The organism is Streptomyces minutiscleroticus (assembly GCF_014650875.1).
GTDB classification, from domain to species: Bacteria; Actinomycetota; Actinomycetes; order Streptomycetales; family Streptomycetaceae; genus Streptomyces; species Streptomyces minutiscleroticus.
Genome location: NZ_BMVU01000021.1, coordinates 32,410 through 58,026 on the forward strand (window position 1 = coordinate 32,410; position 25,617 = coordinate 58,026).

General features: G+C 74.0%; 26 protein-coding genes. 16 read left to right on the top strand and 10 right to left on the bottom strand.

All coding sequences use genetic code 11. The features are described 5' to 3' along the window. Positions 1 to 219 precede the first annotated feature (219 nt). Positions 220 to 1,308 carry a fatty acid desaturase family protein gene (locus IE271_RS20855; protein ID WP_190191890.1) on the top strand — a complete coding sequence of 363 codons (1,089 nt, stop codon included), beginning with the start codon at positions 220 to 222 and terminating at the stop codon, positions 1,306 to 1,308. Between the two features lie 126 nt (positions 1,309 to 1,434). Further along, the gene (locus IE271_RS20860; RefSeq protein ID WP_190191891.1) at positions 1,435 to 1,914 is read left to right on the top strand and encodes a hypothetical protein; all 480 of its coding nucleotides are present in this window, start codon (positions 1,435 to 1,437) and stop codon (positions 1,912 to 1,914) included. 102 nt (positions 1,915 to 2,016) lie between these two features. On the opposite strand, the gene IE271_RS20865 is transcribed toward IE271_RS20860, so the two are convergent. The 4 genes from IE271_RS20865 to IE271_RS43610 form a co-directional block, all read right to left on the bottom strand. Further along, positions 2,017 to 2,424, bottom strand: a complete 408-nt coding sequence (locus IE271_RS20865; protein WP_190191892.1) for a PIN domain-containing protein — start codon at positions 2,422 to 2,424, stop codon at positions 2,017 to 2,019. After that, complete coding sequence (locus IE271_RS20870; RefSeq protein WP_190191893.1) at positions 2,425 to 2,691, bottom strand: hypothetical protein; 267 nt, start codon at positions 2,689 to 2,691, stop codon at positions 2,425 to 2,427. Positions 2,692 to 3,108: 417 nt separating this feature from the next. Then, positions 3,109 to 4,533, bottom strand: a complete 1,425-nt coding sequence (locus IE271_RS20875; RefSeq protein ID WP_190191894.1) for a serine hydrolase domain-containing protein — start codon at positions 4,531 to 4,533, stop codon at positions 3,109 to 3,111. 270 nt (positions 4,534 to 4,803) lie between these two features. Then, positions 4,804 to 5,136: a WhiB family transcriptional regulator gene (locus IE271_RS43610; RefSeq protein ID WP_190191895.1), complete on the bottom strand. Its 333-nt coding sequence runs from the start codon at positions 5,134 to 5,136 to the stop codon at positions 4,804 to 4,806. 281 nt (positions 5,137 to 5,417) lie between these two features. Between IE271_RS43610 and IE271_RS42180 the strand changes: the two genes are divergently transcribed. After that, positions 5,418 to 5,885 (top strand): SMI1/KNR4 family protein, encoded by a 468-nt coding sequence (locus IE271_RS42180; protein WP_229919459.1) that lies wholly within the window; start codon positions 5,418 to 5,420, stop codon positions 5,883 to 5,885. Between the two features lie 285 nt (positions 5,886 to 6,170). Here the strand turns inward: IE271_RS42180 and IE271_RS42185 are convergent, their stop codons facing one another. Further along, positions 6,171 to 6,380 carry a 3-hydroxyacyl-CoA dehydrogenase NAD-binding domain-containing protein gene (locus IE271_RS42185; protein ID WP_229919460.1) on the bottom strand — a complete coding sequence of 70 codons (210 nt, stop codon included), beginning with the start codon at positions 6,378 to 6,380 and terminating at the stop codon, positions 6,171 to 6,173. A gap of 314 nt (positions 6,381 to 6,694) precedes the next feature. Here IE271_RS42185 and paaI point away from each other — a divergent pair, with 314 nt between their 5' ends. Then, complete coding sequence (gene paaI / locus IE271_RS20890; RefSeq protein ID WP_190191979.1) at positions 6,695 to 7,084, top strand: hydroxyphenylacetyl-CoA thioesterase PaaI; 390 nt, start codon at positions 6,695 to 6,697, stop codon at positions 7,082 to 7,084. Continuing rightward, a complete protein-coding gene (gene paaK / locus IE271_RS20895) occupies positions 7,081 to 8,427 on the top strand; it encodes a phenylacetate--CoA ligase PaaK (protein ID WP_190191896.1) in 1,347 nt (448 codons plus the stop codon). Before paaI ends, paaK begins: the two co-directional genes overlap by 4 nt. A 142-nt stretch (positions 8,428 to 8,569) precedes the next feature. Here the strand turns inward: paaK and IE271_RS20900 are convergent, their stop codons facing one another. After that, positions 8,570 to 9,511, bottom strand: coding sequence for an NAD(P)-dependent oxidoreductase (locus IE271_RS20900; RefSeq protein WP_229919461.1), 942 nt, complete (start codon positions 9,509 to 9,511; stop codon positions 8,570 to 8,572). 145 nt (positions 9,512 to 9,656) lie between these two features. Here IE271_RS20900 and IE271_RS20905 point away from each other — a divergent pair, with 145 nt between their 5' ends. Together IE271_RS20905 and IE271_RS20910 are read left to right on the top strand one after the other, a co-directional pair. After that, positions 9,657 to 10,253: a TetR/AcrR family transcriptional regulator gene (locus IE271_RS20905; RefSeq protein WP_190191898.1), complete on the top strand. Its 597-nt coding sequence runs from the start codon at positions 9,657 to 9,659 to the stop codon at positions 10,251 to 10,253. Between the two features lie 200 nt (positions 10,254 to 10,453). Further along, on the top strand, positions 10,454 to 10,798 hold the full coding sequence (locus tag IE271_RS20910) for a hypothetical protein (protein ID WP_229919462.1): 345 nt from the start codon (positions 10,454 to 10,456) through the stop codon (positions 10,796 to 10,798). A gap of 104 nt (positions 10,799 to 10,902) precedes the next feature. Here the strand turns inward: IE271_RS20910 and IE271_RS20915 are convergent, their stop codons facing one another. Then, positions 10,903 to 11,970: an enoyl-CoA hydratase/isomerase family protein gene (locus IE271_RS20915; protein WP_190191899.1), complete on the bottom strand. Its 1,068-nt coding sequence runs from the start codon at positions 11,968 to 11,970 to the stop codon at positions 10,903 to 10,905. A gap of 537 nt (positions 11,971 to 12,507) precedes the next feature. Here IE271_RS20915 and IE271_RS20920 point away from each other — a divergent pair. The 3 genes from IE271_RS20920 (at position 12,508) to IE271_RS20930 (ending at position 17,427) form a co-directional block, all read left to right on the top strand. Further along, complete coding sequence (locus IE271_RS20920; protein WP_190191900.1) at positions 12,508 to 13,872, top strand: FAD-dependent oxidoreductase; 1,365 nt, start codon at positions 12,508 to 12,510, stop codon at positions 13,870 to 13,872. Between the two features lie 679 nt (positions 13,873 to 14,551). Next, positions 14,552 to 15,058, top strand: a complete 507-nt coding sequence (locus IE271_RS20925; protein ID WP_190191901.1) for a MarR family winged helix-turn-helix transcriptional regulator — start codon at positions 14,552 to 14,554, stop codon at positions 15,056 to 15,058. Positions 15,059 to 15,312: 254 nt separating this feature from the next. Further along, positions 15,313 to 17,427 (top strand): MMPL family transporter, encoded by a 2,115-nt coding sequence (locus tag IE271_RS20930; protein ID WP_190191902.1) that lies wholly within the window; start codon positions 15,313 to 15,315, stop codon positions 17,425 to 17,427. 195 nt (positions 17,428 to 17,622) lie between these two features. Here IE271_RS20930 and IE271_RS20935 read toward each other — a convergent pair whose 3' ends face one another. Beyond that, positions 17,623 to 18,630 carry an SDR family oxidoreductase gene (locus tag IE271_RS20935; RefSeq protein ID WP_190191903.1) on the bottom strand — a complete coding sequence of 336 codons (1,008 nt, stop codon included), beginning with the start codon at positions 18,628 to 18,630 and terminating at the stop codon, positions 17,623 to 17,625. Positions 18,631 to 19,057: 427 nt separating this feature from the next. Between IE271_RS20935 and IE271_RS20940 the strand changes: the two genes are divergently transcribed. The 3 genes from IE271_RS20940 (at position 19,058) to IE271_RS20950 (ending at position 21,312) form a co-directional block, all read left to right on the top strand. Then, complete coding sequence (locus IE271_RS20940) at positions 19,058 to 19,789, top strand: ANTAR domain-containing protein (RefSeq protein WP_229919463.1); 732 nt, start codon at positions 19,058 to 19,060, stop codon at positions 19,787 to 19,789. Between the two features lie 7 nt (positions 19,790 to 19,796). Continuing rightward, the gene (locus IE271_RS20945) at positions 19,797 to 20,525 is read left to right on the top strand and encodes a GAF and ANTAR domain-containing protein (protein ID WP_190191905.1); all 729 of its coding nucleotides are present in this window, start codon (positions 19,797 to 19,799) and stop codon (positions 20,523 to 20,525) included. Between the two features lie 103 nt (positions 20,526 to 20,628). After that, complete coding sequence (locus IE271_RS20950) at positions 20,629 to 21,312, top strand: GAF and ANTAR domain-containing protein (protein ID WP_190191906.1); 684 nt, start codon at positions 20,629 to 20,631, stop codon at positions 21,310 to 21,312. Here IE271_RS20950 and IE271_RS20955 read toward each other — a convergent pair. Then, positions 21,290 to 21,658, bottom strand: coding sequence for a helix-turn-helix transcriptional regulator (locus tag IE271_RS20955; RefSeq protein WP_190191907.1), 369 nt, complete (start codon positions 21,656 to 21,658; stop codon positions 21,290 to 21,292). The genes IE271_RS20950 and IE271_RS20955 overlap by 23 nt on opposite strands. A 410-nt stretch (positions 21,659 to 22,068) precedes the next feature. Between IE271_RS20955 and IE271_RS20960 the strand changes: the two genes are divergently transcribed. The 3 genes from IE271_RS20960 (at position 22,069) to IE271_RS20970 (ending at position 24,536) form a co-directional block, all read left to right on the top strand. After that, the gene (locus IE271_RS20960; protein ID WP_190191908.1) at positions 22,069 to 22,638 is read left to right on the top strand and encodes a hypothetical protein; all 570 of its coding nucleotides are present in this window, start codon (positions 22,069 to 22,071) and stop codon (positions 22,636 to 22,638) included. Between the two features lie 717 nt (positions 22,639 to 23,355). Further along, positions 23,356 to 23,778 carry a VOC family protein gene (locus IE271_RS20965; protein ID WP_190191909.1) on the top strand — a complete coding sequence of 141 codons (423 nt, stop codon included), beginning with the start codon at positions 23,356 to 23,358 and terminating at the stop codon, positions 23,776 to 23,778. After that, positions 23,775 to 24,536 (top strand): SDR family NAD(P)-dependent oxidoreductase, encoded by a 762-nt coding sequence (locus IE271_RS20970; RefSeq protein WP_190191910.1) that lies wholly within the window; start codon positions 23,775 to 23,777, stop codon positions 24,534 to 24,536. The genes IE271_RS20965 and IE271_RS20970 overlap by 4 nt, the downstream gene beginning before the upstream one ends. Before the next feature lie 254 nt (positions 24,537 to 24,790). Here the strand turns inward: IE271_RS20970 and IE271_RS20975 are convergent, their stop codons facing one another. After that, a complete protein-coding gene (locus IE271_RS20975; protein ID WP_190191911.1) occupies positions 24,791 to 25,483 on the bottom strand; it encodes a TetR/AcrR family transcriptional regulator in 693 nt (230 codons plus the stop codon). Positions 25,484 to 25,617: the final 134 nt, after the last annotated feature.

The following is a 25,617-nucleotide window of genomic DNA, read 5'->3' on the forward strand; positions in this document are numbered from 1 at the left end:
CCTCGGTGTGATCACCGGCGCGCCGATGTCCCCACCGGTCCTCGCGGTGCACACGGTGGGTTCGCGCTTCCGGATCCCGTGGACGCGCCACACCGAGGAGCGGCAGCTCAAGGGCGCGAAGGTGGTGCCAACCCCCGCTGCCGCATGGCGTCAGCACCCCTCCGCGTCCGGGGTCCAGCAGGCTGTCCGCGCCGGACGGCGGTCCGCAGACTCGGCAGCATGACGATCCCGACCGATTCCTCCGCCGGGGCCGCGCCGCTCGCCGCGCGGCCCCGCCCGTCCGACCCCGATCCCGGTGCCGGCACCGGCAGCGACTTCGCCCGGCTGTCCCGGCGCATAGCGGACGCGGGCCTGTTGGAGCGGCGCCCCGGCTATTACGCGGTACGCCTGACCCTGGTGACCGCACTGCTGGTGGCGTGCTGGGCGGTCTTCTTCGCCCTCGGCGACACCTGGTGGCAGCTGGCGGTCGCCGCCTGCCTCGCCGTGGTCTTCGGCCAGATCGCGCTGGCGGCCCACGACCTGGCGCACCGTCAGGTCTTCCGTACGCGCCGGCCGAGCGAGATCGGGGGCCGGCTGTTCGGCAACCTGGGCATCGGCATGAGCTACGGCTGGTGGATGAACAAGCACACCCGCCACCACGCCAACCCCAATCACGAGGAACTGGATCCTGACGTCGCCCCGGACATCCTGGTGTGGTCCACCGACCAGGCCCGCTCCAGCCGGGGCCTGGCCCGCTTCCTCGGCGGCCACCAGGCGTTCCTGTTCTTCCCGCTGCTGACGCTGGAGGGCTTCAACCTCCACGTGTCGAGCGTACGGGCGCTGCGCTCGCCGTCGCTGAGGAACCGGCGGCTGGAGAGCGCGCTGCTCCTCGCGCACGTCGCGGCGTTCCTGTCCGCCCTCTTCGTGGTGCTGCCCCCGGGCAAGGCGGTGGCGTTCCTGCTCGTGAACCAGTGCCTGTTCGGCGTCTACCTCGGCTGCGTCTTCGCCCCCAACCACAAGGGCATGCCGACGCTCACCGGCGACGAGCGGCCCGACTTCCTGCGGCGCCAGGTGCTGACCTCGCGGAACGTGCGCGGCGGTGTGATCACCGACGTACTGCTGGGCGGACTCAACTACCAGATCGAGCACCACCTTTTCCCGAGCATGCCCACCCCGCACCTGCGGCGGGCCCAGGCGATCGTGCGCGACTACTGCGCCGAGATCGGAGTGCCGTACCACGAGACCGGGCTGATCCGGTCCTACCGGGAGGCGCTGACGCATCTGCACCGTGTGGGCGCGCCGATCAGGCGGCGGCGCGGGACGGTGTGACGGCCCGCCAGGGGCCGCCCGCCCGGGCCACCCGCCCCTACGTGATCCGCACCACAGCCGGCACCGGGAGCGGACGGATGCGGGCAGGATGCCGTGAGCGGTCGAACCCGGGGGGAAAGAGCTGTCGTGATCTTCTTCGTGCCGGTGGTGTTCCTGGCCGCTGTCGTGCTGGTCGGCTTCTTCCTCCTCCAGAGCCTCGGGGCCGCGCTGCCGGGAGGCAGCCGCTGGGCGGGACGGCAGCGTGCGGTCGCGGCCGCCGCCTTCGCCTGCGCGGCCGCCGCCACCGCCTCCTACGCCCTGGGCGCCATCGGGCTGATGTCGACCGTGGCCGTGGCACAGGAGGGCGGGGCCGACTCGGCTCCGTTCCCCTACGACCACCCGTGCCGGCTCCGTCTGGAGGGGGCGGTGGACTACGAGGTCCGCTTCACCACCCTGAGCACCGTGTGCGTCATGGAGGACGGGGAGCGCAGGGCGGTGGACGACGTGCCGCAGGGGGTCCGGGTGACGGCAGCGGCGTCGGCGGCCTGCGCCGCCGCACTCGCGGTGCCCCTTCTGGTCTCCACCAGGACCCCCCGCGTGCGCCCGGCCGCCACCGAGCGCCGCTAGGACCTGTCGTCACCGGCGCCGGCCCGCCCGTGGACGGCGGAGTCCCGCGGCCCCGCGCGGTGAGCGGCTGCCGCGGGCGAGCGGCCGACGGCGGGGCTCGCTCTACGCGCCGGGGTGGACCGTTTGCACGCCGGTGCCCTCGTACAGCTCTGGGGTGAGGGTCAGCAGGAAGCGGCCGGCCGGGAACGCGGCGGAGGGGCGGGCCGCGTAGATGGCGTGGATGGCGTGGACGGCGGCCCAGGAGTGCCCGGCGTGCAGCAGCTCGGTGGCGGTGAGGGCCGCGTCCCGGTCGAAGGGCTCGACCTGGACGAAGCGCAGGCCGTTGATGTACGCGCACAGGCCGGGCTGTTTGACGTCACCGGCGACCAGGGAGAGGACGGGGACGTAGAGGGTGCCCAGGCCGCCGGAGGCCTGGACGTAGAAGGCGGCTACGGCCTCGTTGTGAGGGTCCTTGGGGTCGTAGAGGGCGGCGGTGGTCGTGTGGTCCAGCACCACGGCTACAGGGGCCACTTATCCGACCGCCGGGTCATGACCCGCACCGAGGCCCTGCAGGAGACCGCGGGCCCTGGCCTCGGCCTCCTCGCCGGGCGCGGTACCGAGCAGGGAGGCCAGTTCGGCGCGGGCCTGGGTGGCGCGCTCCTCGTACTCGGCCCGGGTCGGCCGGGCTGCCGCGAGCTCCTCGACGAGGCGACGGATGGTGGTGCCCCGTTCAGCCGCGAGCACGGCCAGGCGGTCGCGTGTGGCGACACCGACCTTGATGCTCGTTTCGTCTGCCATGCCCCCGACTCTATCGTCAGTGGAGGGAGAGTCTGCAGGCCGGGCTGTTCCGGCCGCACGGCACAGGATCGGCCGACGGTACGGGTCCGCGCCCCGGAGCCGGAACCTCAAGGAGCCGCCGGCCGGGGCGGTTGGCCCACCGGGGCCGGCCCGTGGGAGCTCCCGCGGATTCCCATGGCGCGCCGTGCCCCTCACCACTCGCACAGTGTGTGAGTCCCGCACAGTGTGTGGGACGGGTGCCTCGTCCGTGTGCCCGCCGGCCGGCGTACGGGTGCCGCCACCGCGGCGGTGCGTCCCTCCGTCCGGGCCGACGACGGGATGGGCGACCTCGGTCGCGCGTGGGTGGCGGCACAGTATCGCGGTCCGGCGCATCCGCCCCCGGGGCGGATGCGCCGGACCGTGTCACCGTGTCACCGCTCAGCGGCGCGGCTGTTCCGGTACGACCAGCAGCCGGGGGGCCGTCGGCGCGCCGGGGGCCGGCCGGGACCCCGGGGCGGGCGGAACGGGCGGTGTGGTCCGCGCCGGGAAGGATCCGGTGAGCGCCCCGATCGCGTAGTCGTTCAGCGCCGCCCCGATGGGGTCCGGCAACGGGACGCCGTTCTCGTCGAACCGCTCGTACTTCGTCAGGTTGAAGCCCAGGGCCACCTGTCGGCGGCCGTCCTCGCTGGACATCGCCCAGGTCCCGGCTCCCCAGACGGCTCCGTCGTGCCCCCAGTACCAGCGGCCGTCGGGCAGTTGCTGGGTGTAGATGCCCAGGCCGTAGCGCGCTCTGGCCTCCTCGCCCGGGCCGGGTGCGTACATCGGGACGGTGGTCTTCATGGCGCGCAGCTCGTCGGGGCCGAGCAGCCCGCCGCCGAGCAGCAGGCGGTAGAAGTCGTTGAGGTCCCGCATCGTCGAGACCATCGCCCCTGCCGTGCCGCCCCAGGACATGTCGTAGACGCTGTAGTCACGAGCCGGGTCGATATATCCGTACATCGATTCGTACATCTTCGCGTGCGGTCCGGAGAGACGGGCCGAGCGCGGGAAGTAGGTGTGCCGCAGTCCCGCCTTCCGGATCACCTCGCGGGTGATGCAGTCCTCGGGGGCTTCACCGGTGACCTTCCGGAGCAGCAGCCCGGCGATGATGTAGTTGGTGTTGGAGTAGCTGTAGGTGCCGCGCTCCGCGAGCGGCTCGGCGGCGAGACCGAGCCGGGCCAGTTCCTCGGGCTCCCAGTGCCGGAAGCGGCCCTCGTCGAGCGCCTCGCCCGGGTCGGTGGCGAGCGCGGGGAACGCGCCCGGTATGTAGTCGCCGATGCCACTGGTGTGGTTGAGCAGCATCCGGACCGTCACCCCGCGGCCGCGTTCACCCGGTATCAGCTCGGGCAGGTAGCGGCCGATCGGCGCGTCGAGGCCGATCCGTCCCCGGTGGACCTGCTGGAGGACGGCCACCGCGGTGAAGGTCTTGGTGATGCTGCCGATCCGGTGCTCGAAGTCCGGCCGCACCGGCCGCCGGGTGTCCACGTCGGCCGACCCGGCGGCCCCCAGCCACTGCGCGGAACCGTCGCGGACCGCCGAGTGGGCGCCGTACATCCCGGCTCGGTGGAACGCCTCCAGTGACGCGCGAAGGGCCGCGCGGTCGAGGCCGCCGGCAGCAGGGGTGCCGACGGCGGGTATGCCGGCGGCGGGGGCCGCGACGGGCGCGCCGCCCGCCGCGGACGGCCGGTCCGCCGCCTGGGCCGGTACCACCGCGACCGCCAGCGAGAGAACCGCGGCCGAGGCCGCCGAGGCCGGGCGGAGCCGTCCGCGGGCCGGACGGCGGCCGGTGTTCGCACGGTGGCCGGTGTTCGGGCGGGCAAGGCGCATCGTCGGTCACTCCTGTCTCACTCGGTGCCGCACGCTTCGACGCATGCGTGAGGCACTCATCCTGGTCGCGAAACCGGCGGCGCTCCTCCTCCCCCGGAACGACCCCGCGCACGGAAACACATGACACTTGTCATGTGTGCGCTTGCTTCCGCCCAGGACGGTGGCATGGCAGGAGACGGTGCCGCCTGCGCCCGGCGGACGGCACCCGTGTCTCGGCGCCTGCCACGGACCGGTCCGTGGCAGGCGGTTCCCCGAACGGTGGAGGGCCGGTCAGCCGGCCTCGGCCGACCGGCTCTCCTGGCGGTGTCGCCCCGGGGCGCCGGACCGCCGCTCGTGCTCCCAGCGCGCCGTCTCCAGCAGGTGCCGCCAGGAGGTGACCGTCGGCCGGCGGCGCAGCAGGGCGCGGCGTTCCCGCTCGGTCATGCCGCCCCAGACCCCGTGCTCGATCCGGTGGTCGAGGGCGTACGCCAGGCACTCCGTACGCACCAGGCAGCCGGAGCACACGGCCTTGGCCCTGTGCTGCGCCGCCCCCTCGACGAACAGCTCCTCCGGGTCCACGGCCCGGCATGCCGCGCGCTCACTCCAGCTCTCGTTCGCCTCCACCGAGGCTCTCCCCTCCCTCGACCGGCCTGCGGCTGTCACCCCGACCCTACGCAACAACAGGGGCGAAGTCGTAAAGCGTGCCGACCGGTTGAGGACGACGGACCGTGCCGAGCGCGCCCTCGGACACTCCTGGCGACCGCGATCGGGTGACGTCCGCGGTGGCCCGCACTGCGACGTCCGGCGGCGGCAGGCCCGGTTCCGGCTCCGTCGCCCGGCACCGTCGCACCGGGTGCCGTCACACTGTCGGTGAAGTCCCCTGACCTCCCGCCACGACAACCCTTTTGAGTGAGATCACGGACCGGCTGCGCGCGCTGCGCAACGCCGACGGCGACAGCGACGGCGACGGCGACGGCGACGGCGACGGCGACGGCGACGGCGACGGCGACGGCGACGGCGACAGCGACGGCGACGGCGACGGCGACGGCGACGGCGACGGCGACGGCGACGGCGACGGCGACGGCGACGGCGACGGCGACGGCGACGGCGACCGGATGGTGTTCGGTGCCCGCGAGCACGACCACCGGCTCGGCGCACCGGCCGCCGAGGCGGCCGTCGCGGACCTGGAACGGCGGCTCGGCACCCGGCTGCCGGAGGACCACCGGGAGTTCGTCACCACCGTCGGCGACGGGCGGGGCGGGCCCGTACTACGGGCTGCTGCTGGCCGAGGCCGTGGACCGCGTCGCGCGGACCCGGGGCACGGCGGCGCTGTGCGCGGACAGCCCGCTCACGGGCGACGTCTGCTTCGGTGACATGCTCGGCGCCCCCGAGGACCGGCGGGAGCACGTGGCCCGACCGGAGTCCGACCCGGTCCACGAGGCCGGCTACGACCGGCTCCAGGCCGAGTACCTGGACGTGCCCTGGGCGAACGGACGGCTGCCGCTCGCCGACCACGGGTGCGGGGACTGGTACTTCCTGGTGGTGCGCGGCCCCGAGCCACCGACCCTCCACCGCCGTTCCGGACACACGGACAGGGGCCGTGCCCGCCCGCGCGACGGGCCGGTCCGCGGGCAGGTGCCGTACGGAATCGACCGTGTTCACCCGGCCGAGCACCCGCTCCGGGGACTCGTCGAGCGCGTCGCGCTCCGCGGCCCGCCCCAGGCCGGCGGCGACGCGGCCCGGTGCCGCGGCCGCCGGTCGCTCTCCACGACGGTCACCAGGGCGCCGGCCGTCGCGGAGACCTGCGCGACACCGGCGCCCATGCGGCCGCCGCCGATCACTCCGGCCACTGCGGGTGCCGAGGTCATGCCCGGCTCCTCTTCTCCGGCCGAACGTGTCATGCGGTCCTCGCCGCGGACCGTCCGCTCGGGGACTCCGTGCACGGAGTCCCGTGCCCACGGCTCCCCGCGGCGGCCGTGGCGCGCTTCGGCGACACGCGGGGACGTGCGAGGAAACGCGGTCTCCGGGGGACCTCGTGCGGCATGCGGTCCACCTCTTGACACGCAGTGGTGATGCTGGGTTACTTGGCCGTGCCGCACGCTAACCGAATGTTCGGTCGGTACACAAGGTGGTAGGAATCGTGACGCAGCCCACGAAGGACGCATCGCATCCCGTCGAGGCGATGTTCACCGCCGACGAGGCGTCCCGAGGACTTGGCATCGAGATACTGGAGCACGGCGAGGGGACGGCCGTGCTCCGTATGACGGTGACCGCCTCGATGGTCAACGGACACGGGATCGCCCACGGCGGCTACCTGTTCCTGCTCGCCGACACCGCCTTCGCCTGCGCCTGCAACAGTCACGGCCCCGTGACCGTCGCGGCCGGGGCCGACATCGACTTCGTGGCCCCCGCCCGGCGGGGCGACGTCCTGCTGGCCCGCGCCCGGGAGCGCACCCGGTTCGGCCGCAGCGGCATCTACGACGTGAGCGTCGTGCGCGGCGACGAGGTGATCGCGGAGTTCCGCGGCCGCAGCCGCACCGTCAGGAGCACGCAAGCGAGGGAGGCGCGATGAGGAGCGAACCGAAGGCCCCGGTCACCGCCACGGCTCGCCGGGGGGAGCCCCTCCCGGAGGACCTGATGGACCCGGCCGAGCGGATGTCCCGGGACGAACTGCGCGACCTCCAGCTCCGCCGCCTGCGGGCGACCCTGCGGCACGCGTACGACAACGTGGAGCTGTACCGCAAGAAGTTCGACGAGGCCGGTGTCGGCCCCGAGGACTGCCGCTCCCCGGAGGACATCGCGCGCTTCCCCTTCACCACCAAGGCCGACCTGCGGGACACCTACCCCTTCGGCATGTTCGCCGTCCCCATGTCCGAGGTGCGCCGCGTCCACGCCTCCAGCGGCACCACCGGGCGTCCCACCGTGGTCGGTTACACCGAGAACGACCTCTCCGCGTGGGCCGACCTCGTCGCCCGCTCGATCCGCGCCGCCGGCGGCCGCCCCGGCCACAAGGTGCACGTCTCCTACGGCTACGGCCTGTTCACCGGCGGCCTGGGCGCCCACTACGGCGCCGAGCGCGCCGGCTGCACCGTCATCCCCGCCTCGGGCGGCATGACCGCGCGTCAGGTGCAGATCATCCAGGACTTCCGGCCCGAGATCATCATGGTCACCCCCTCGTACATGCTCACCCTGCTCGACGAGTTCGAGCGCCAGGGGGTCGACCCGCGCTCCACCTCCCTGAGGGTCGGCGTCTTCGGCGCCGAGCCGTGGACGGAGGAGATGCGCCGCGAGATCGAGGAGCGCCTCGACCTCCACGCCGTCGACATATACGGCCTGTCGGAGGTGATGGGGCCCGGCGTCGCCCAGGAGTGCGTGGAGACCAAGGACGGCCTGCACGTGTGGGAGGACCACTTCCTGCCCGAGGTCGTCGACCCGGTCACCGACGAGGTCCTGCCCGACGGCGACAGCGGCGAACTGGTCCTCACCACCCTCACCAAGGAGGCCCTGCCCGTCGTCCGCTACCGCACCCGCGACCTGACCCGGCTGCTGCCGGGCACGGCACGTCCCGCCTTCCGCCGCATCGAGAAGATCACCGGCCGCTGCGACGACATGATCATCCTGCGCGGGGTGAACGTCTTCCCCAGCCAGATCGAGGAGATCGTGCTGCGCACCCCCGGCGTCGCCCCGCACTTCCAGGTCCAGCTGTCCCGGCGCGGACGGATGGACCACATGGCCGTCCGCGTCGAGGCGCGCCCCGGCGCGGCACCGGAACAGCGCGAGGCCGCCGCGCGGGCGATCGCCAAGGGTGTGAAGGACGGTGTCGGTGTGACCGTGGAGGTGGACATCGTCGAACCGGAGACCCTGGAACGCTCGATGGGCAAACTCCGCCGCATCAAGGACCTGCGCCGGACGTGACCCCCGCCCCGCCACGCCGCCGCGGCGGGCACACCGTCCGGGCACCCTCGCGCCGGCCACCGCGCCTCACCGGCCCCGGCGCCCGGAACCCGGCTGGTCGAAGTGGCGTGGTACCGCCCCGGGCGCGCGGGTGTGCGGCGGGTCAGCCGCCGGTGCCCCGCGGGGCCGAGGGGTGCCGACCGCTCCCCGTTCCGCCACGGTCCGGACGGGGGATGTCACGGGTCCGTGTCTCCAGGGCCTGCACCACGGCCGCCATGTCCTCGCCGCCGTGGCCCTGTTCGACGGTCTCGCCGTAGAGGGTGTGGCAGACGTCGAGGAGCGGGGAGGCCAGACCGGCCCTGCGGGCGGCCTGTGCGATCAGCCGGTTGTTCTTCAGCACGTCCGCGGCGGACGCCTGGACGGAGAAGTCGCGGTCCAGCAGCTTGGGCGCCTTCGTACGGGAGACGGCGCTGGCCATCGGCCCCGCGTCCAGGACGTCCCGGAGCAGGCGCTGATCGAGCCCGTGCCGGTCGGCGAAGTGGAACGCCTCGGCGAGCCCGGTGACCTGGGTGATCAGGAACAGGTTGACCGAGAACTTCATCAGCAGCGCGCCCGGGACCGGGCCGCAGCCGAACACCTCGTGGCACAGGGGGGCGAGCAGGGGCCGCACGGCCTCCACGACGTCGTCGTCGCCCGCCAGCATCCCCACCAGCCGCCCCTGCTCGGCCGGGACGCGGGAGCCGGAGACCGGGGCCTCGACGTACCTGCCGCCCGCCGCCCGTACGTCGTCCTGCAGGCCGCGCGAGTACTCGGCCGAGGTCGTGCCCATGTGGACGACGGCGCGCCCGGCCACGCGCGGGCCGAAGTCCGGGGTGCCGCGTCCCAGGACGGCGTCCACGGCGGCCTCGTCGGCCAGCATGAGGATCACCGTCCCGGCCCGGTCGAAGACCTCCGCGGCGCTCGCGGCGACCTCCGCCCCGGCGGCGCGCAGGGGTTCGCACCGGGCCGGGGTGCGGTTCCAGACGACGAGGGGCGTCCCCGCGCGGGTGAGGTTGAGCGCCATGGGCTGCCCCATGACCCCGAGGCCGACGAAACCGACGTACACGACGCACCGCCTTCCCCGGCCCACGGCGGGCCGGGCCGTCGCAGTTGCCACCATCCACTATGACAGCGGTCATAGTAGGGCCCGCTGTGACGGCGGTCATAGAGTGGAGCGGCAAGCGCTCGCGACACGGTGGGGGAGGTCGGCCATGGCGCAGTCCGAACGGGGGCCGCGCGAGCGGATGGTGTTCAGCGCGGCCCAGCTCATCCGGCGCGAGGGGGTCGCCTCCACGGGCATGCGCGAGGTGGCCGCCCACGCGGGCGCGCCGCGCGGTTCGCTCCAGCACTACTTCCCCGGCGGCAAGGAGCAGCTCGTCAACGAGGCGGTGGGCTGGGCCGGCCGGTACGCGGGCAGGCGCGTCGCCCGCTTCCTCGCCGCGCTGCCCGAACCGACGCCCGGCGGGCTGTTCGCCGAGATGGCGCGCCAGTGGACCGACGAGTACGAGAGCGCCGGCTTCGCGGGCGGCTGCCCCGTCGCCGCCGCCACGGTGGACTGCGCGGAGACCACGGCGTCCACGCGCCGGGCCGCGGCCGCCGCGTTCGCCGCCTGGACCGGGCCGGTGGCCGGGGCCCTGACGGACATGGGGGTGCCCGGGGAGCGGGCCGGCGCGCTGGCCACGCTCATGATCAGCACTCTGGAGGGAGCGATCCTCATCGCCCGCGCCGAACAGGACGTCCGCGCCCTGACGAACGCGGTCCGCGAACTCGGCCCCCTGCTCGACGCGGCGGCCGTCGAGGACTGCTGACCGGTGTCCCGCCGGAGTACGGCCGCTTCCCGCCCGGGGCCGCTCCCTGGCCAAGCTCCGCTCGTGCCGAGCCGGCACCGGCCGACGGAGTCCACCGGGACCCGGTTGTCGGTCGTCGACGAGTCGAGTGCCCTGCCGTTCCCCGAGCGGCAGGGCCGGCCGGGGAACGGCAGGTGGACGGGCCGGGGCACCACGTGGCCGTGCTCCGGAGGAGTCAGGACTTCCGGGACGGCCGCGGCCCGGAGGTCGTCGAGGCGGCCGAGCGGCAGCTGGAAGCCGACCTCACCGCACTGGCCGGTGTGCTGACCGGCCGCTGGGGCGCCCCCGTGACGGTGGATCTGTGGCCGTACCTCGAAGCCGACCGCCCGGACCGGGAGTCCGGCGTCCCCGAGCCGCCGGCCTTCCTGTGCACCGTCGCCGGCGGCATGCAGGTGTGGCGGCCGCCGTCCTCCGGCCGGCCGGCCCTGGCCATCGGCCAGGCCGACCGGGAGTTCCCCCTCGAACCGCTCCTCGCCGTCGGCGACGCCTCCTCGCTTCCGGAGTGAACCGCGGCACGGGGGGCCGTCCCCGCGGACCGGCCCCGAGCGCTGATCGCCGGCCCGCCCGTCCCCGCGAGCCATGCCCGCCCGGCGCGCCCCTCGGCGCGGTGTCAGTCGGTCCCGGCGGCCAGGCCGAGTTCGTGCGGGCCGAGGGGGGTGAAGAAGCGCTCGACGTCGGAGTCCGTGACCTCGGCGAGGGTGGCCGGTGACCAGCGCGGGGTGCGGTCCTTGTCGACGACCTGGGCGCGGATGCCCTCCACCAGGTCGTGGGTGGTCAGCGCCGCGCAGGAGACCCGGTACTCCTGGTCCAGGACCCGCTCCAGCGAGCCGAGCCGACGGGCGCGGCGCAGGGCGGCCAGGGTGACCTTCAGGGAGGTGGGGGACTTGGCGAGCAGGGTCTCGGCGGTCTCCTTCGCGGCCGGGTCGCCCTGGGCGATCAGCCGCCGGACGATCTCCTCGACCGTGTCGGCGGCGTAGCAGGTGTCGATCCACTCCCGCCGCCCGGCCAGCTCTCCCGGCGGCGGCGACTGCGCGTGCCGGGCGAGGGCCTCCCCCACGGGCAGGTCGGCGAGGTCGTCGAGGAACCGCGGCAGCGCGGCGGACGGCACGAGGTGGTCGGCGAGTCCGCACAGCAGGGCGTCGGCGGCGCCGATCCGCGCGCCCGTCAGCGCGAGGTGCGTACCCAGTTCGCCCGGGGCGCGGGCGAGCAGGTGGGTGCCGCCGACGTCCGGCACGAAGCCGATCCCGGTCTCCGGCATGGCGATCCGGGAGCGCTCGGTGGCGACGCGGACGTCGCCGTGCGCGGAGAGACCGACCCCGCCGCCCATGACGATCCCGTCCATGACGGCGACGTACGGCTTGGGCCAGCGGGCGATACGGGCGTTGAGGCGGTACTCGTCGCGCCAGAACGCGGCCGACGCGCTGCCGTCCCCGTCGCGGGCGTCGTCGTGGATCGCGCGGATGTCGCCGCCCGCACACAGCCCGCGCTCCCCCGCGCCGCTGATGACGACGGTCTCGACGGACGGGTCGTGCTCCCAGGCGGTGAGCGCCTCGTCGATGCGGCGGACCATCGCGTGGTTCAGGGCGTTGAGCGCTCGGGGACGGTTGAGGACGATGTGGGCGGCCCGTCCGGCGGTGTGCAGCAGGACGGCTTCCGCACTTTCCTCGCTGCGGGTCATCCGCGCACCTCCGCCAGGTCACGGGCCACGACGACGCACATGATCTCGTTGCTTCCTTCCGGGTTCGGGTGGACCCGCGGGTCACGACACGGACGATCTTCTCAGCGGCACGCCCGCCGGAACAGCCCCGGCCGTCGCACGGGTACGGCGCCCGGGCGGTGACCGTGTACCCGGTGGGGCGGACCGGGGGCGCCGCGGTGTCCCCGTTCGTCACGGCCCGCGGGTCCGCGGGTCCGCGCGGGGACGTTCGCGGCTTCGCGTCCCGGGCCGCCGCCCGGCCGCCGGCTCACACCGTGCGGGGCCGGGACACGGTGTCCGGCCATGACCTGCACCACACCGGCGTCCCCGGCGACCGCGCGGCGGCGACCGATGACAGAATGGGGGGAAGTGGAGCGGACGGTGGCGTCACGCCGCTCGTTCCCGCTGGTCCGTGCTTGGTCCCAAGGCGCCCTGCACCCACCCCGAGCAGTCAGTTAGGCTTACCTAAGTTTAAGCTCTCAGGTGAGCTTCTCTGTCATCGCTCGAAGGGACCTGAACATGCCGCGCCCTCTGCGGGTAGCCATCGTCGGTGCCGGCCCTGCCGGGATCTACGCCGCCGACGCCCTGCTGAAGTCAGCAGTGGCCGCCGACCCCGGCGTCTCCATCGACCTCTTCGAGCGCATGCCGGCCCCCTTCGGTCTGATCCGTTACGGCGTCGCCCCCGACCATCCCCGGATCAAGGGCATCATCACCGCCCTGCACCAGGTCCTCGACAAGCCGCAGATCCGCCTCTTCGGCAACGTCGACTACCCGGGCGACATCAGCCTGGACGACCTGCGGACCTTCTACGACGGTGTGATCTTCTCCACCGGCGCGACCGCCGACCGCGCGCTCGACATCCCGGGGATCGACCTCAAGGGCTCGTACGGCGCCGCCGACTTCGTCTCCTGGTACGACGGGCACCCGGACGTGCCGCGCACCTGGCCGCTCGACGCGGAGAAGGTCGCCGTCCTCGGCGTCGGCAACGTCGCGCTCGACGTGGCGCGCATCCTGGCCAAGACGGCCGAGGAGCTGCTGCCGACCGAGATACCGCCGAACGTCCACGCCGGCCTGCAGGCCAACAAGGCCGTGGAGATCCACGTCTTCGGTCGCCGGGGCCCGGCACAGGCGAAGTTCAGCCCGATGGAGCTGCGGGAGCTGGACCACTCCCCGAACATCGAGGTCATCGTCAACCCCGAGGACATCGACTACGACGAGGGCTCGATCGCGACCCGGCGCGGCAACAAGCAGGCCGACATGGTCGCCAAGACCCTGGAGAACTGGGCGATCCGCGACGTCGGCGACCGGCCGCACAAGCTGTTCCTGCACTTCTTCGAGGCGCCCACCGAGATCCTCGGCGAGAACGGCGAGGTCGTCGGCCTGCGCACCGAACGCACCGAACTGGACGGCACGGGCAACGTCAAGGGCACCGGCACCTTCACGGACTGGGACGTCACCGCGGTCTACCGCGCCGTGGGCTACCTCTCCGACAAGCTGCCCAAGCTCCCCTGGGACGTGGAGTCGGGCACCGTCCCGAACGAGGCGGGCCGGGTCGTGGAGGCGACCGGCGAGCACCTGCGGTCCACGTACGTCACCGGCTGGATCCGGCGCGGCCCGGTGGGCCTGATCGGTCACACCAAGGGCGACGCCAACGAGACCGTGGCCAGCCTGCTGGAGGACCACGCCGGGGGCCGCCTGCACACGCCCGAGGCGCCCGCCCCGGAGGCCGTGGAGGCGTTCCTCGCCGAGCGGAACGTCCGTTACACCACCTGGGACGGCTGGTACCGCCTCGACGCCGCCGAGAAGGCGCTGGGCGAGCCGCAGGGCCGCGAGCGCGTGAAGATCGTCGAGCGTGACGAGATGCTGGACGCGAGCGGCGCGTGACCGCCCGGCGTTCCGGTCCGTCCCGCCCGCGCCGGCCGCGGTGTTCATCCGCGGCGGGCGAGGGTGGCGGCCGTGCTGCGGAGGCGCGCGGGACCCCGCCCGCTCGAAGGCGCGGCCGTCGACGCCCGCCGAGAGGTCCGGGCACCGGCCCCGGTGGGTTGCGGCGGGCCGGCCTGGATGATGCGCCGGTCAGCGACCGACCGGCACCTCGTCGCCCCGCCGCCGGACGGAGTCGGGCGAGAGGGCACGGACATGGGCGCCGACGTCTCCGCGGACACCCCCGCCGAGGAGAGGGGCGACGGCGCGCGGGCCATGCCCGACGACGGCCCGACGGACCGGGTGCCCCGCCCGGACGTGGCGCCGGCCCGGCGACCTCGCGGACGCCACCGGGCCGGCCGCCTACCGGGCGTGCCCGAGGAAGCAGGCCGGCTCCCTCTGGAGCACCGGCCGCGATCCCCTCGACCGGCCCGGGCAGCGGTGGGCCGGCACCCCGAACCGGACGGACCGGCGCACCCGGGCCAGCGCGCCGGGGCACTCGTCGCGGCCGGATGAGCCGGCCCGGGCCGCCCGGCGAGACGCAGGGCCCGCCGCGGATCTCCGCGGAGCGCGGGGAAGCCGGTGTGTCCAGGGCGCTCGTCCGCCGGTCCTGGCGGCCGGGACGAAGGACTACGCTGACGCCGTGGCTACAGCGAACGATCGTCGGGAGGATGCGCGCGGACCGGAGTCCGGGGCGCCCGCCGCACCGGCCGGCCTGCACGCTTTTGCCGTGCAGCTGCGACGGATGAACGGTGAGATCAACCGGTTGGTGCACGGGTTCGCCGCGGAGCGGGGACTGCACGCGACGGACGTGCAGGCGCTCGCCGCGATCCTGGACTCCGAGGAGCCGATGACCCCGAAGCGGCTGCGCGAGCACCTCGGGCTCACCTCGGGCGCCGTCACCGCGTGCGTGGACCGCCTGGAGCGGGCGGGGCACATCCGCCGGGTCCGGGAGAGCGCCGACCGCCGGGTCGTCCACCTGTACTACGCCTCGGAGGCGCGGTCGGCCGCCCGCGCCCACTTCCGGCCGCTGGCCGAGGCGACCCGGGCCGCCCGCGCCCGCTTCACCGAGGACGAACTGTCGGTGGCACTGCGCTTCCTCACCGCGCTGAGCGAGGAACTCTCGGGAATCACGCCCCACGGCCGCTGAGGCCGCTCCCGGCCGACAGACGCGGCGGGCACGGCAGGTACAGCAGGCGCGGCAAGAGTCCCGGGGACAGGACGATCGCGGCGCCCGGTACGGAAGGGGTCCGCCCGCGGCGAGGGCACCCGCGTCGGAGTGACCTGCATCCAAGGGCCCGTCGTGGGCAGAAGGGCAGACGTCGTGTGCCGCGTGCGGCGACAACTAAGTCAATCATTAAGATTGTTTGTAGTTGACATACCTGCTCTTCCGCTTGGAGAACGATGTCCACCACTCCTCGACGCGCCCGCTGGCTCGTCCCGGTCCTCCTCGTCCTCGTCTGGCTCGGGGTCGGCGGCGCCCTCGGCCCCTTCGCCGGGCGCCTGGGCGAGGTCGCCACCAACGACCAGGCGGCCTTCCTCCCGCGCAGCGCCGAGTCGACCGAGGTCGTCGCCGCCCAGCGGGACTTCCGGCAGGAGGAGACGCTGCCCGCGATCGTCGTCTGGACCGCGGAGGGGGACGAGGGCGGCACGGTGCGGGACCGCCGCGCGGCGGCGGGCGACGTGCTCGCCTCCCTCGCCGGCACCGCCGGCGTGGCCGGCGACGTGTCGCCCGCGCTGGTCTCCGAGGACGGAGAGGCCGTCGAGGGCGTGGTCCCCCTCCGCCCCGACCTCGGCGACGACCTCGCTCCCACCCTGGACAGGATCCGCGCCGCCGCCGAACGCGTCCCGGGCACCACGGTCCACGTGGCCGGCCCCGCCGCGACCCAGGCCGACCTCTCCGACGCCTTCGCCGGCATCGACGGCCTGCTGCTCGCCGTCGCGCTGGTCGCCGTGCTCGTCATCCTGCTGCTCGTCCACCGCAGCGTCCTGCTCCCCCTGGTGATCATCCTGGGCGCGGTCTTCGCCCTCGGCCTCGCCTGCGCGGTCGTCTACGTGCTCGCCGACCACGACGTGGTGCGCGTCGACGGCCAGGTCCAGGGCATCCTCTCCATCCTCGTCATCGGCGCGGCCACCGACTACGCCCTGCTGCTCACCGCCCGCTACCGGGAGGAACTCGCCGCCCGCGCCGACCGCTTCGGAGCCGCGCGGGCCGCGCTGCGCCGCTCCCGCGGGGCGATCCTGGCCAGCGCCGCCACCGTCGCCCTCGGCCTGCTCGCCCTGCTGCTCAGCGACCTCACCAACAACCGCGCGCTCGGCCCGGTCGGCGCCATCGGCATCGCCTGCGCCGTGCTCAGCACACTGACCTTCCTGCCCGCCGTCCTCGTCCTCCTCGGCCGCGCCGCCTACTGGCCCGTCGAGCCCCGCCCGGTCCGCGACGACGCCGACCGCGGAGGCGTCTGGCAGCGGGTCGCCTCCCTGGTGGACCGGGCGCCCCGCAAGGTGTGGGCCGTGTCGACGGTCGCGCTGCTCGTCTGTGCCGCCTTCGCGCCCTCCCTCACCTCCAAGGGCGTCCCCATGGACGAGACCTTCGTCGACGACGCCCCCTCGGTGGCCGCGCAGCAGACCCTCGCCCGGCACTTCCCCGGCGGCTCGGGCAACCCCACGGTGGTCATCGCCGCCGCGGGCACACTGGACCGCGTGGTCGCGACCGCCGAGCGCACCGAGGGCGTGGACTCGGCCGCCCCGGTCGGCGCCTCCGGGCGGCCCGGCGGCGAGCCGCTGGTCGTCGACGGCCGGGTCCGCGTCGACGTCACCCTCGCCGCGGCCGCCGACAGCGACGCGGCCAAGGACACCGTCGCCCGGCTGCGCACCGCCCTGCACGCCGTGCCCGACGCGGACGCCCTCGTCGGCGGCTACACGGCCCAGCAGTACGACACCCTGCGCACCGCCGAACGCGACCGCGCCCTCATCGTGCCCGTCGTTCTCGCGATCATCTTCCTGATCCTGACCGTGCTGCTGCGCTCCCTGCTGATGCCGGCGCTGCTGGTGGCCACGGTCGGCCTGAACTTCCTCGCCACGCTCGGCGTCTCCGGCCCGGTCTTCCGGCACGCCTTCGGCTTCACCGGCACGGACCCCTCCGTGCCGCTGTACGGCTTCGTGTTCCTGGTGGCGCTGGGCGTCGACTACAACATCTTCCTCATGTCCCGGGTGCGCGAGGAGTCCCTGCGGCACGGTGTGCGCGCGGGCACCCTGCGCGGCCTGGTCACCACGGGCGGGGTCATCACCTCCGCCGGTGTGGTCCTCGCGGCCACCTTCGCCGCACTCGGTGTGATCCCGCTGGCCTTCCTCGCGCAGATCGCCTTCATCGTGGCCTTCGGCGTCCTGCTCGACACGCTCGTCGTGCGCTCGCTGCTGGTCCCCGCGCTCGTCCGCGACATCGGTACCCGCGCCTGGTGGCCGGGCCGACTGAGCCGGAAGGAGCCCGCCCCCCGACGGGAGCCGTCCGTCACTTCGTGACGCCGCTGGTCCCCGGGGCGGCCTCGTACCGGTGGGGCCGCCGGACCGAAGCGGCAGCCCGCCGGCCCGAAGTCGGTCTCCACGGCCTTCTCCCGGACGCCACGGCCTTCTCCCGACTGCCGTCGCAGACCCTCTTCCCCGGGGCGGACCGGCCCTGCGCCGCGCCGGAGCAGGGCCTCGCGTACGTCCGCGGTGTCAGGAGGCGAGCCGCCGCGCCACGTAGTAGCCCGCCGCGGCGAGGCCGGTGGCGGCGGCCGCCTTGCCGACGTGGTGCCGGCTCGCCCACGCCTGCGGGCTGACGGCGTGCGCCCGGTCGTCGAAGACACCGTGCGCGCCGTAGTCCTCCGTCCCGTCCGCCGGCTCGAAGAGGTTCCCCCGGCCCCGCGACGGCGGGAAGTCGTCCGTCTGCTGGGAGTCGAAGCCGGTACGGGCGAGGTAGCGGTCCAGCAGCCCCGGTACGACGGCGTTCGCCATCAGGGTCAGCGCGGTGGAGGCGCCCACCCAGTACTCGCGCCGCCGCGGATGGTCGGCCGCGTGCAGCACCGCGCGGGCGGCGACCTCCGGCTGATAGATGGGCGGCACCGGCTGCGCGTGCCGGGGCAGGTAGCTGCGCAGCCAGCTGAACTGGGGCGTGTTCACCGCGGGCAGCTGCACCATCGTGACCCGCACCCGGGACTTGTCGTGCAGCAGCTCGCAGCGCAGGGACTCGGTGAAGCCCTGGATGGCGTGCTTGGCGCCGCAGTACGCGCTCTGCAGCGGGATGCCGCGGTAGGCCAGGGCGGAGCCGATCTGCACAACGGTCCCGCGGTCGCGCGGCAGCATGTGGTCCAGGGCGGCCCGGGTACCGTACACGTACCCGAGGTACGTCGACCGGGTGGTCTGCAGGAACTCCTCCGGCGAGATGTCGGTGAACTTGCCGAACGCGGAGGTGAAGGCGTCGTTCACCCAGACGTCGACCGGGCCGAGCTCCTCCTCGACGCGGCGGGCCGCCTCTTCCACCTGCTCCCACTCCGCCATGTCGGTGACGACGGGCAGCGCCTGCCCGCCCGCCTCCTCCACCTCGGCCGCCGCCGCGTCGAGGCCCGCCCGGCCCCGGGCGAGCAGGGCGACCCGCGCCCCGCGGGCGGCGAACATCCGCGCCGTCGCCCGTCCGATCCCGGCACTGGCCCCGGTCACCACGACCGTCTGCCGCTTCTGGTTCATCAGCGCTCCTCACTGTGACATGCCCGGTGCCAGTACCGCGCTCGCCGTACCGGAAAACGGCCCTCGCCCCACCTCGTCCGATGACCGCCGTCGCGGTACGCCCCGGTCGCACCGCACGCACGGTTCGACGGGGCCGGTCCGGTGTCACGCGCAGAAGGCGGCGCCCGCCGCACCCGTGGGCGCGACACCGGCACCCGGGAGGGCCCGCCGTGACGACCACGGTGAAGGACATGCTCGACGCCCACCCCGCCGCCGGAGCCGGTCCGGTCGGTCCGGCCGGGCGTGCCCGGCACGGTACGGCATGCCGCGCCACTCGCCGGCGGTCGCGCCGCGTCCCTCCCGGGCGGCCGGCCCGGCCGGTGCGGACACCGTTCGGCGGCTAGACTGCACGGGCCGCCCACCGCAGCGCGTACAGGAGGTGACGGGCGTGGCCTCCAGAGGCGACTTGGCCGCTGTGCTGGGGGATCTGCGCTCTTCAGCCAGTGCCGCGGGGCTCATCGGAGCCGACGCGGCCGCCTGTGCACGGGCGCTCGCCGTCGACGGCGTCGCCGTCTCGGTCGTGGTGGGCGACGGGCTGTGCGAGCTGGTGTGGTCCACTCCCGGTGCCAGCAGACATCTGGAGGACCTCCAGTTCACCCTGGGCGAAGGGCCGGGACCGGAGGCCGCCGCGACGTGCGGGGTCGTCCTGGAACCGGACCTGACACGGGTGCGCGACGGCCGGTGGCCCGCCCTGCTGCCCGAGGCCGTGGCTCTGGGCGTGGGAGCGGTGTTCTGCTTCCCGTTGCTCCTGGGCGGCGCCTGCATCGGCACCCTGACACTGCAGCGTGCGGCTCCCGGCCCGCCTGCGGACGCCGCGGTGGCCGACGCGTGGATGGTGGCGGGCGCGCTGACCGCCGTACTCGTGGAGAACGCGGGCCGGTGGCCCGCGTCCGTCGAGGAGAAGGAGTCGGTCCTCTACCGGGCGGTCGTGCACCAGGCCGCCGGGATGATCAGTGTTCAGGCCCGGGTCACCCTGGCCCAGGCACTGGTGCGGCTGCGGGCCTACGCCTTCCGCCACGGGCGCTCCGTGGCGGAGGTCGCCGAGGACGTGGTGACCCGACGGGTGCACTTTCGCATTGATCAGGACGAGCGGGGCGCGTCCGACCGGTGGAGGGACTGAAGAAACCATGACTCGTGAGGAACGCTTGCTGTCGGCGGTCATCGACGCCGTCGACACCCTGGTCGACGACTACGACCTGATCGATTTCCTGCAGACGCTGTGCCACCGCTGCACCGAACTGCTCGACGTGGCGGCCGTGGGCGTCATGCTCGTCGACCAGGGCGGCAAACTGCATGTGATCGCCGCCTCCGACGAGCACACCCGGCTGCTGGAGCTCTTCTCGATCCAGCACGACGAGGGCCCGTGCGTGGAGACCTACCGGGACGGCACCGCCCGGCTCGACATCGATCTCGACGAGCCCGACCGGACCGCCGGCTTCCCGGGCTTCGCCGAGCGCGCCCGCCACGCCGGCTTCGCCATCACCCACGCGCTGCCGATGCGCCTGCGCGAGCGGACCGTCGGGGTGATGAACCTCTTCGGCACCCGCAGGCAGCCCTTCACCGAGACGGACAGCCGCGTGGCGCACGCCCTGGCGGACGTGGCCACCATCGCCATCCTGCAGCACCGCACCCTCGTCCACGGCAACCTCGAACAGGCACAGCTGCAGGCCGCCCTGTCCAGCCGCATCGTCATCGAGCAGGCCAAGGGCATCCTCGCCGAACACTGGCAGACCGGCGTCGACGAGGCGTTCGAGGGCCTGCGCCGGCACGCCCGCGCCCACAAGCTGGGACTGACCCGCCTGAGCCGGCAGGTCGTCGCCGGGGAGATCGACAGCACCGACATCCAGCACCCCTGACCCCTTCCGTTCGTGGGTCGCCGCCGCGTCCGGTGCCGCTCTCCGAGAGCGCACCGTCCTCCGCGGGACCCATGGCCCACCCCTCCGTCCGCCGGGAGAGCACATGGACGATGACAATCACTCCGCCGCCTGGCGTCACATCGCCGCCACCGGGGACGCCACCCTCGCCACGGCGTGCCGGGCGTGCCTGCAGGACCTGGACGTCGACTGCCTCGGGGTCACCCTGGTCGTCGGCGACGACCTGCGCATACTGGGCCACGCCACCGACGACCGCGCCGAGCGGCTGGAGGACGCCCAGCTCGTCGCCGGGGAGGGCCCCTGCACCGACGCCTACGTCCAGCGCGCCCTCGTCGAGGAGGCGGACCTGCCGAGCGCCTTCGAGCGGTGGCCCGCCTTCGTCCAGACCGCGGTCGAGCAGGGGATGCGCAGCGCCATGGCGCTCCCCCTCCTCGTCGGCAACCTGCGGGTCGGCGCCCTGGACCTCTACCGGGCCGCACCCGGGCCCTTCACCGCCCGGCAGAAGGACCGGGCCCTCGCCTACGCCCGCGTCCTCGCACTGCTCGCCCTCGACGAGCACCCCCACCTGCTCACCGACGAACCCGGACCTCCCCGGCCCGGCCCGCAGGGATACCCGCCGAGCGTCCACGTCGCCGCCGGCATACTCGCCGAGAAGCACCGGCTCACACCCGACGACGCCCTGGCTCGCCTACGGGCCCACGCCTTCCACCACAACCAGCCCCTGCTGCAGACCGTCGCCCGCGTCCTCACCCACCACACTCTCGACTGACCTGCCGCGCCGGCCGGGCGGGGCGGCCGTTCCTGTCGTCGCGGTCCGCCTCGTCCTGGACCAGCAGGGACAGTAGGGAGGCCACGGGCAGCCCGGCCTCGGCCGGATGCCGCAGGATCTTCCCCGGCTCGATGCGGTAGGTGTTCGTGCGCCCCTCGCGTCTGTGGGAGAGGTACCCGTCCCGTTCGAGGTCGGCGATGATCCGCTGCACGGCGCGCTCGGTGAGCCGGCAGTGCGCGGCGATGTCGCGGATGCGCGCGTGGGAGTTGTCGGCGATGGCCGCCAGCACGCGGGCGTGGTTGGTGATGAAGGTCCATCCACTGTGGTGCTCGGGTGCTCCGTCCATGGCGGTGATTTTAACGAGGCGTTCCTGGTGGGCGCTCGATTCCCGACATGGATTTCCCGCTTCTTCGTGCGCCTCGCGCCGTCCGGGGCCCGCCGGCGGGGGCGAAGTGTCACGGCTGCCGAACCGGCCTGCGCGCAGGCCCGTGCGGTGAGACCGGACGGTGACCTGCTCGCAGCCTGTTGTTCCGCAACCGGCCTCTATCTTTGGCCCATGCAAAGGTTTACTCTGCGACCTGATCACGGCACGCTCCCCCGTCCCATCGGGACGGGGGACCGCGTGTCCAGGTCCGCAGAAGGCGAGGAGGCCGCGGCCGGACCCCGCGCACGGCCGCTCCGGTCCCGTACGCCCCTCGCTCCTTCCCCCCGGGGCTCCGCCTCTGCCGCACGACGCCGCGAGCGGAGGGAAGGAGGATGAGCACCCGGGAACCGGACAGTGGCGGGGGCGGCGATGGCGGCACACCGGGCGAGGGCGTCCGTGGGCCGGTGACACCGGACGACGTCTGGCGGATGTTCATCGAGGACAGCGAGCCCGCGATCCGGACATCCGCTCCGAGGGAGCCGTCCGCCCGGGAGCGCGCCCTCGGCATACCCGTGGAGCCGTCCCGCGCACGCGTCACCGAGCACACCGTCCGGCGGGCGCCGCGCGGGTACGACGAACCCGACGCCCCGCAGAACGAGGCAGTGGGCGAGCTGTGGCGGCCCCGGACCCCGACGGCCGCGCCGGCGTGGCGCGACCTGGACGGTGCGGGCCGTTACCGCCGGGTCGGCCGCACACTGATGGCGGCCGCCGCGGTCGTCGGGCTCGTCCTCCTGGTGTCGGAGGCCTCCCAACCGCCCGCCGGCACCCGTCAGGAGGACGGGAGGGCGCCCGGCTCCCTCCTGCAGGAGCCGGAGAACGCTCCCACCGGAGTCCCCACAGCCCCCGGTGACCTCGTCGCCACACCCCCGAAGGACACACCGACGACACTGCACCCCGGATGACCGGTCTCGCGCCGGCGTTCGGGCGGCGGCGCGCGGCGGTCCGGCCCGCGTCACGCGTCGCGTACCACCGTGGCATCCGCGGTCCGGCCGAAGGGACACGGCTCCGGATCGCCCTCCGTGGAAGCCGGGGACTCCCCTCCCGCCTCGTTGAAGGCGTTCAACGCCCCCACCAGCGCCACCCGTTGCTCCGGCGCGGGCCGTTCCACGATCGCGGCGATCTCCGTCCGCCGCCGCGTGCTGCCCCGTGTCCCCCTGTCCGTGGAACCGGGCGGTCACCGCACAACGTGCGGAAGCATGCGGACGGTGTGTCGCGTGGCCGTGAGCCGGTCGCCGCCGGCCGCGCGGGAGAACCGGTCGTGGAGGGCCGGGTCGGCTGCCGCGGGATCACCACCGCTCGCGCCCCCGCACACCTTCCTCCGCGACTCCTCGACCGGCCGGCCGGTCCAGCTCGTCGGGCCCGGCTCCGGTGGCCGCCCGGCACGCGGCCGTGACCTGCCGTTCCTCCCGTTCCCCCGTCGAACGGCCGGCCACAGCGACCCGATGTCGAATGTTGACACCGGGCGACACCGTGTTCCAGTCTGAGTGCGCCCTGCCGTCACTTCGGGGGCTCGGCTCGAAAGCGCGGCTCCCCGTCCACCTCCCGCACGAAGGGCCCTCGTACAGAGGCGTGTCTCGCACGGGGGCGGACCGTGGCCGGTTCGCGAGAAGGGATACCTCATGACCGCTCGTCCTGCCGTGCACCTCGCGATCCCCGTCGACGATCTCGCCGCCGCCCGCGGTTTCTACGGCCGCGTGCTGGGCCTGTCCGAGGGGCGCTCGACCGACCACTGGATCGACTGGGACTTCGACGGCCACCAACTGGTGACGCACCTGGCCCCGCAGCCGTCGGTCCCGGCCGGGCTCAGCTCGGTGGAGCAGCACATGGTCCCGGTGCCGCACTTCGGCCTGCTGCTGGGCCACGACCGGTTCCACGACCTGGCGGGCAGGTTGCGCGAGGCCGGGGTCCGGTTCGACATCGAGCCGTACCGGCGTTACGCCGGCGAGCGGGCCGAGCAGTGGACGATGTTCCTGCGCGACCCCGCGGGCAACGCCCTGGAGTTCAAGTCGTTCACGGACGAGTCGGCGGTGTTCGAACGATGAGAGGCGTCCTGGTGACCGGGGCCTCCCGGGGGATCGGCCGGGCCGTCGCGGTGGCGTTCGCGACGGCGGGCGACCGGGTGGCCGTGCAGTACGTCAGCCGCCGCGAGGACGCCGAGGAGACCTTGCGGCTGCTGCCCGGCAGCGGTCATGTGCTCGTCCGCGGCGACCTGGGCGAGGAGGGAGCGCCCGAGCAGGTGGTGAGCGAGGCGGTGGCCGGCCTCGGGCAGGTCGACGTCCTGGTGAACAACGCCGCCGTGGCGCCCTCGGCCGCCAACCGCCACCCCGTCGCGGACGTCCCCCTCGACGCGTGGCGCACGGTGTGGCGCCGGATGATCGATGTCAACCTGCTGGCGGCCGCCGACCTGACCTGGGCCGTGGCCCGGCACCTCGTCGACCGGGGGGCCGGCGGCCACGTGGTGAACGTCGGCTCGCGCGGGGCGTTCCGCGGCGAGCCCGAGCACCCCGCCTACGGGGCGAGCAAGGCCGCGCTGCACGCCTTCGGGCAGTCGATGGCCGTCGCTCTGGCTCCGCACGGCATCAGTGTCACGGCCGTGGCGCCCGGTTTCATCGCCACCGAACGCCAGAGCGCGAAGCTGTCCGGCGCCGAGGGCGACGCGCTGCGCGCCCAGAGCCCCTTCGGCCGGGTCGGCACCGCCGAGGAGGTCGCCGCGGCCGTGCACTACCTCGCCTCGGCCGAGGCGACCTGGGCGTCGGGAACCATCCTCGACCTCAACGGCGCCTCACACCTTCGTACCTGACGGGCTGTGCGACGCCGTCGACACCGTGGGGAGGACCTGCGGAACCTGGAGCACCTGAAAAACTCGAGGACCTGCAGGAGCTGCAGGACTTGCAGGACCTGGTGGTCACCACCGTGACGACCGCGCTCCGCGTCCCCACTGGTCCGCACCTACGACGGCCCGCACCCGCGACAACTCCACCACCGGTCACGGCGGATGGGACTCGGTTGCCGGTCATGACTCGGGCCGGTCATGACTCAGCGGGTCAGGGCCGATCACGGCTCAGCCGGGGGCTCGGTTCCCGTCACACGGGCCACCAGGTCCACCCACCCGTCCTCCAGACGGTCCAGGGGGACACGGCACTGTCTGGTCAGATGGTGGACCAGGACCGGGTCGAGATATCCCATCAGTGTGTGCGCGAGCAGTTCGCAGTCGGCGTCCGGCACCGCCTGCCGCAGCAGCAGGATCACGTGGCCGCGCAGGAAGCGGCGCGGCGCGGAGGTGAAACGGCGCTCCGCGCCGGGTTCGGCCGCCAGCTGCAGGTCCAGTTCGTCGGCCAGCCGGCGCAGCATCGCGCGGCCGAAGGCGTGCAGCCGCTCCACGGGCGGCGCCCCGGGCCCCAGCGGCGCCGGTCCGGACAGCAGCGCGGCCTGGAACTTCCTCTCCGAGTGGTCCAGCAGGGCCAGCAGCAGGCCGGTGCGGTCGCCGAAGCGGCGGAAGACCGTGCCCTTGCCCACCGAGGCCGCCGCGGCCACCGCCTCCATCGTCAGACCGGCCGCGCCGTGCTCCGCCACCAGCCCCGCGGCCGCCTCCAGGAGGCGGGCCCGGTTACGGGCCGCGTCGGCACGCAGGCAGGGCTCGTCCTCCCCGGTGCCGAGCTGCAGCAGATCCGGCTGGAGATCGGCTCGGAGGTCGGACCGGTCGATGGGCTCCTGGGGTATCGAGGCAGGTGGCAGGGCGGCGGACATGAAGCCAGCGTAAAGCCACGCGGTCTGCGTACAGCCTGCGGGGAAGAAAAGTGGACCTCGGTCCGTTTAGGGTGGTAGAAAGTTAAACGGACCTTGGTCCGGATCGCTACGGCATTATTTCAGCACTGGGAGTT

Bases quoted from the DNA above. Each gene is read 5' to 3' on its own strand.
- IE271_RS20875 (WP_190191894.1), bottom strand. From the start codon at position 4,533: ATGCGCCTTGCCCGCCCGAACACCGGCCACCGTGCGAACACCGGCCGC.
- IE271_RS20960 (WP_190191908.1), top strand. From the start codon at position 22,069: ATGAGCACCCGGGAACCGGACAGTGGCGGGGGCGGCGATGGCGGCACA.
- IE271_RS20970 (WP_190191910.1), top strand. From the start codon at position 23,775: ATGAGAGGCGTCCTGGTGACCGGGGCCTCCCGGGGGATCGGCCGGGCC.
- IE271_RS20905 (WP_190191898.1), top strand. From the start codon at position 9,657: ATGGCGCAGTCCGAACGGGGGCCGCGCGAGCGGATGGTGTTCAGCGCG.
- IE271_RS20870 (WP_190191893.1), bottom strand. From the start codon at position 2,691: ATGGCAGACGAAACGAGCATCAAGGTCGGTGTCGCCACACGCGACCGC.
- IE271_RS20950 (WP_190191906.1), top strand. From the start codon at position 20,629: ATGGACGATGACAATCACTCCGCCGCCTGGCGTCACATCGCCGCCACC.
- IE271_RS20915 (WP_190191899.1), bottom strand. From the start codon at position 11,970: ATGACCCGCAGCGAGGAAAGTGCGGAAGCCGTCCTGCTGCACACCGCC.
- IE271_RS20930 (WP_190191902.1), top strand. From the start codon at position 15,313: ATGTCCACCACTCCTCGACGCGCCCGCTGGCTCGTCCCGGTCCTCCTC.
- IE271_RS42185 (WP_229919460.1), bottom strand. From the start codon at position 6,380: ATGACCTCGGCACCCGCAGTGGCCGGAGTGATCGGCGGCGGCCGCATG.
- IE271_RS20945 (WP_190191905.1), top strand. From the start codon at position 19,797: ATGACTCGTGAGGAACGCTTGCTGTCGGCGGTCATCGACGCCGTCGAC.
- IE271_RS20920 (WP_190191900.1), top strand. From the start codon at position 12,508: ATGCCGCGCCCTCTGCGGGTAGCCATCGTCGGTGCCGGCCCTGCCGGG.
- IE271_RS20965 (WP_190191909.1), top strand. From the start codon at position 23,356: ATGACCGCTCGTCCTGCCGTGCACCTCGCGATCCCCGTCGACGATCTC.
- paaI (WP_190191979.1), top strand. From the start codon at position 6,695: ATGTTCACCGCCGACGAGGCGTCCCGAGGACTTGGCATCGAGATACTG.
- IE271_RS20935 (WP_190191903.1), bottom strand. From the start codon at position 18,630: ATGAACCAGAAGCGGCAGACGGTCGTGGTGACCGGGGCCAGTGCCGGG.
- IE271_RS20855 (WP_190191890.1), top strand. From the start codon at position 220: ATGACGATCCCGACCGATTCCTCCGCCGGGGCCGCGCCGCTCGCCGCG.
- IE271_RS20975 (WP_190191911.1), bottom strand. From the start codon at position 25,483: ATGTCCGCCGCCCTGCCACCTGCCTCGATACCCCAGGAGCCCATCGAC.
- IE271_RS20955 (WP_190191907.1), bottom strand. From the start codon at position 21,658: ATGGACGGAGCACCCGAGCACCACAGTGGATGGACCTTCATCACCAAC.
- paaK (WP_190191896.1), top strand. From the start codon at position 7,081: ATGAGGAGCGAACCGAAGGCCCCGGTCACCGCCACGGCTCGCCGGGGG.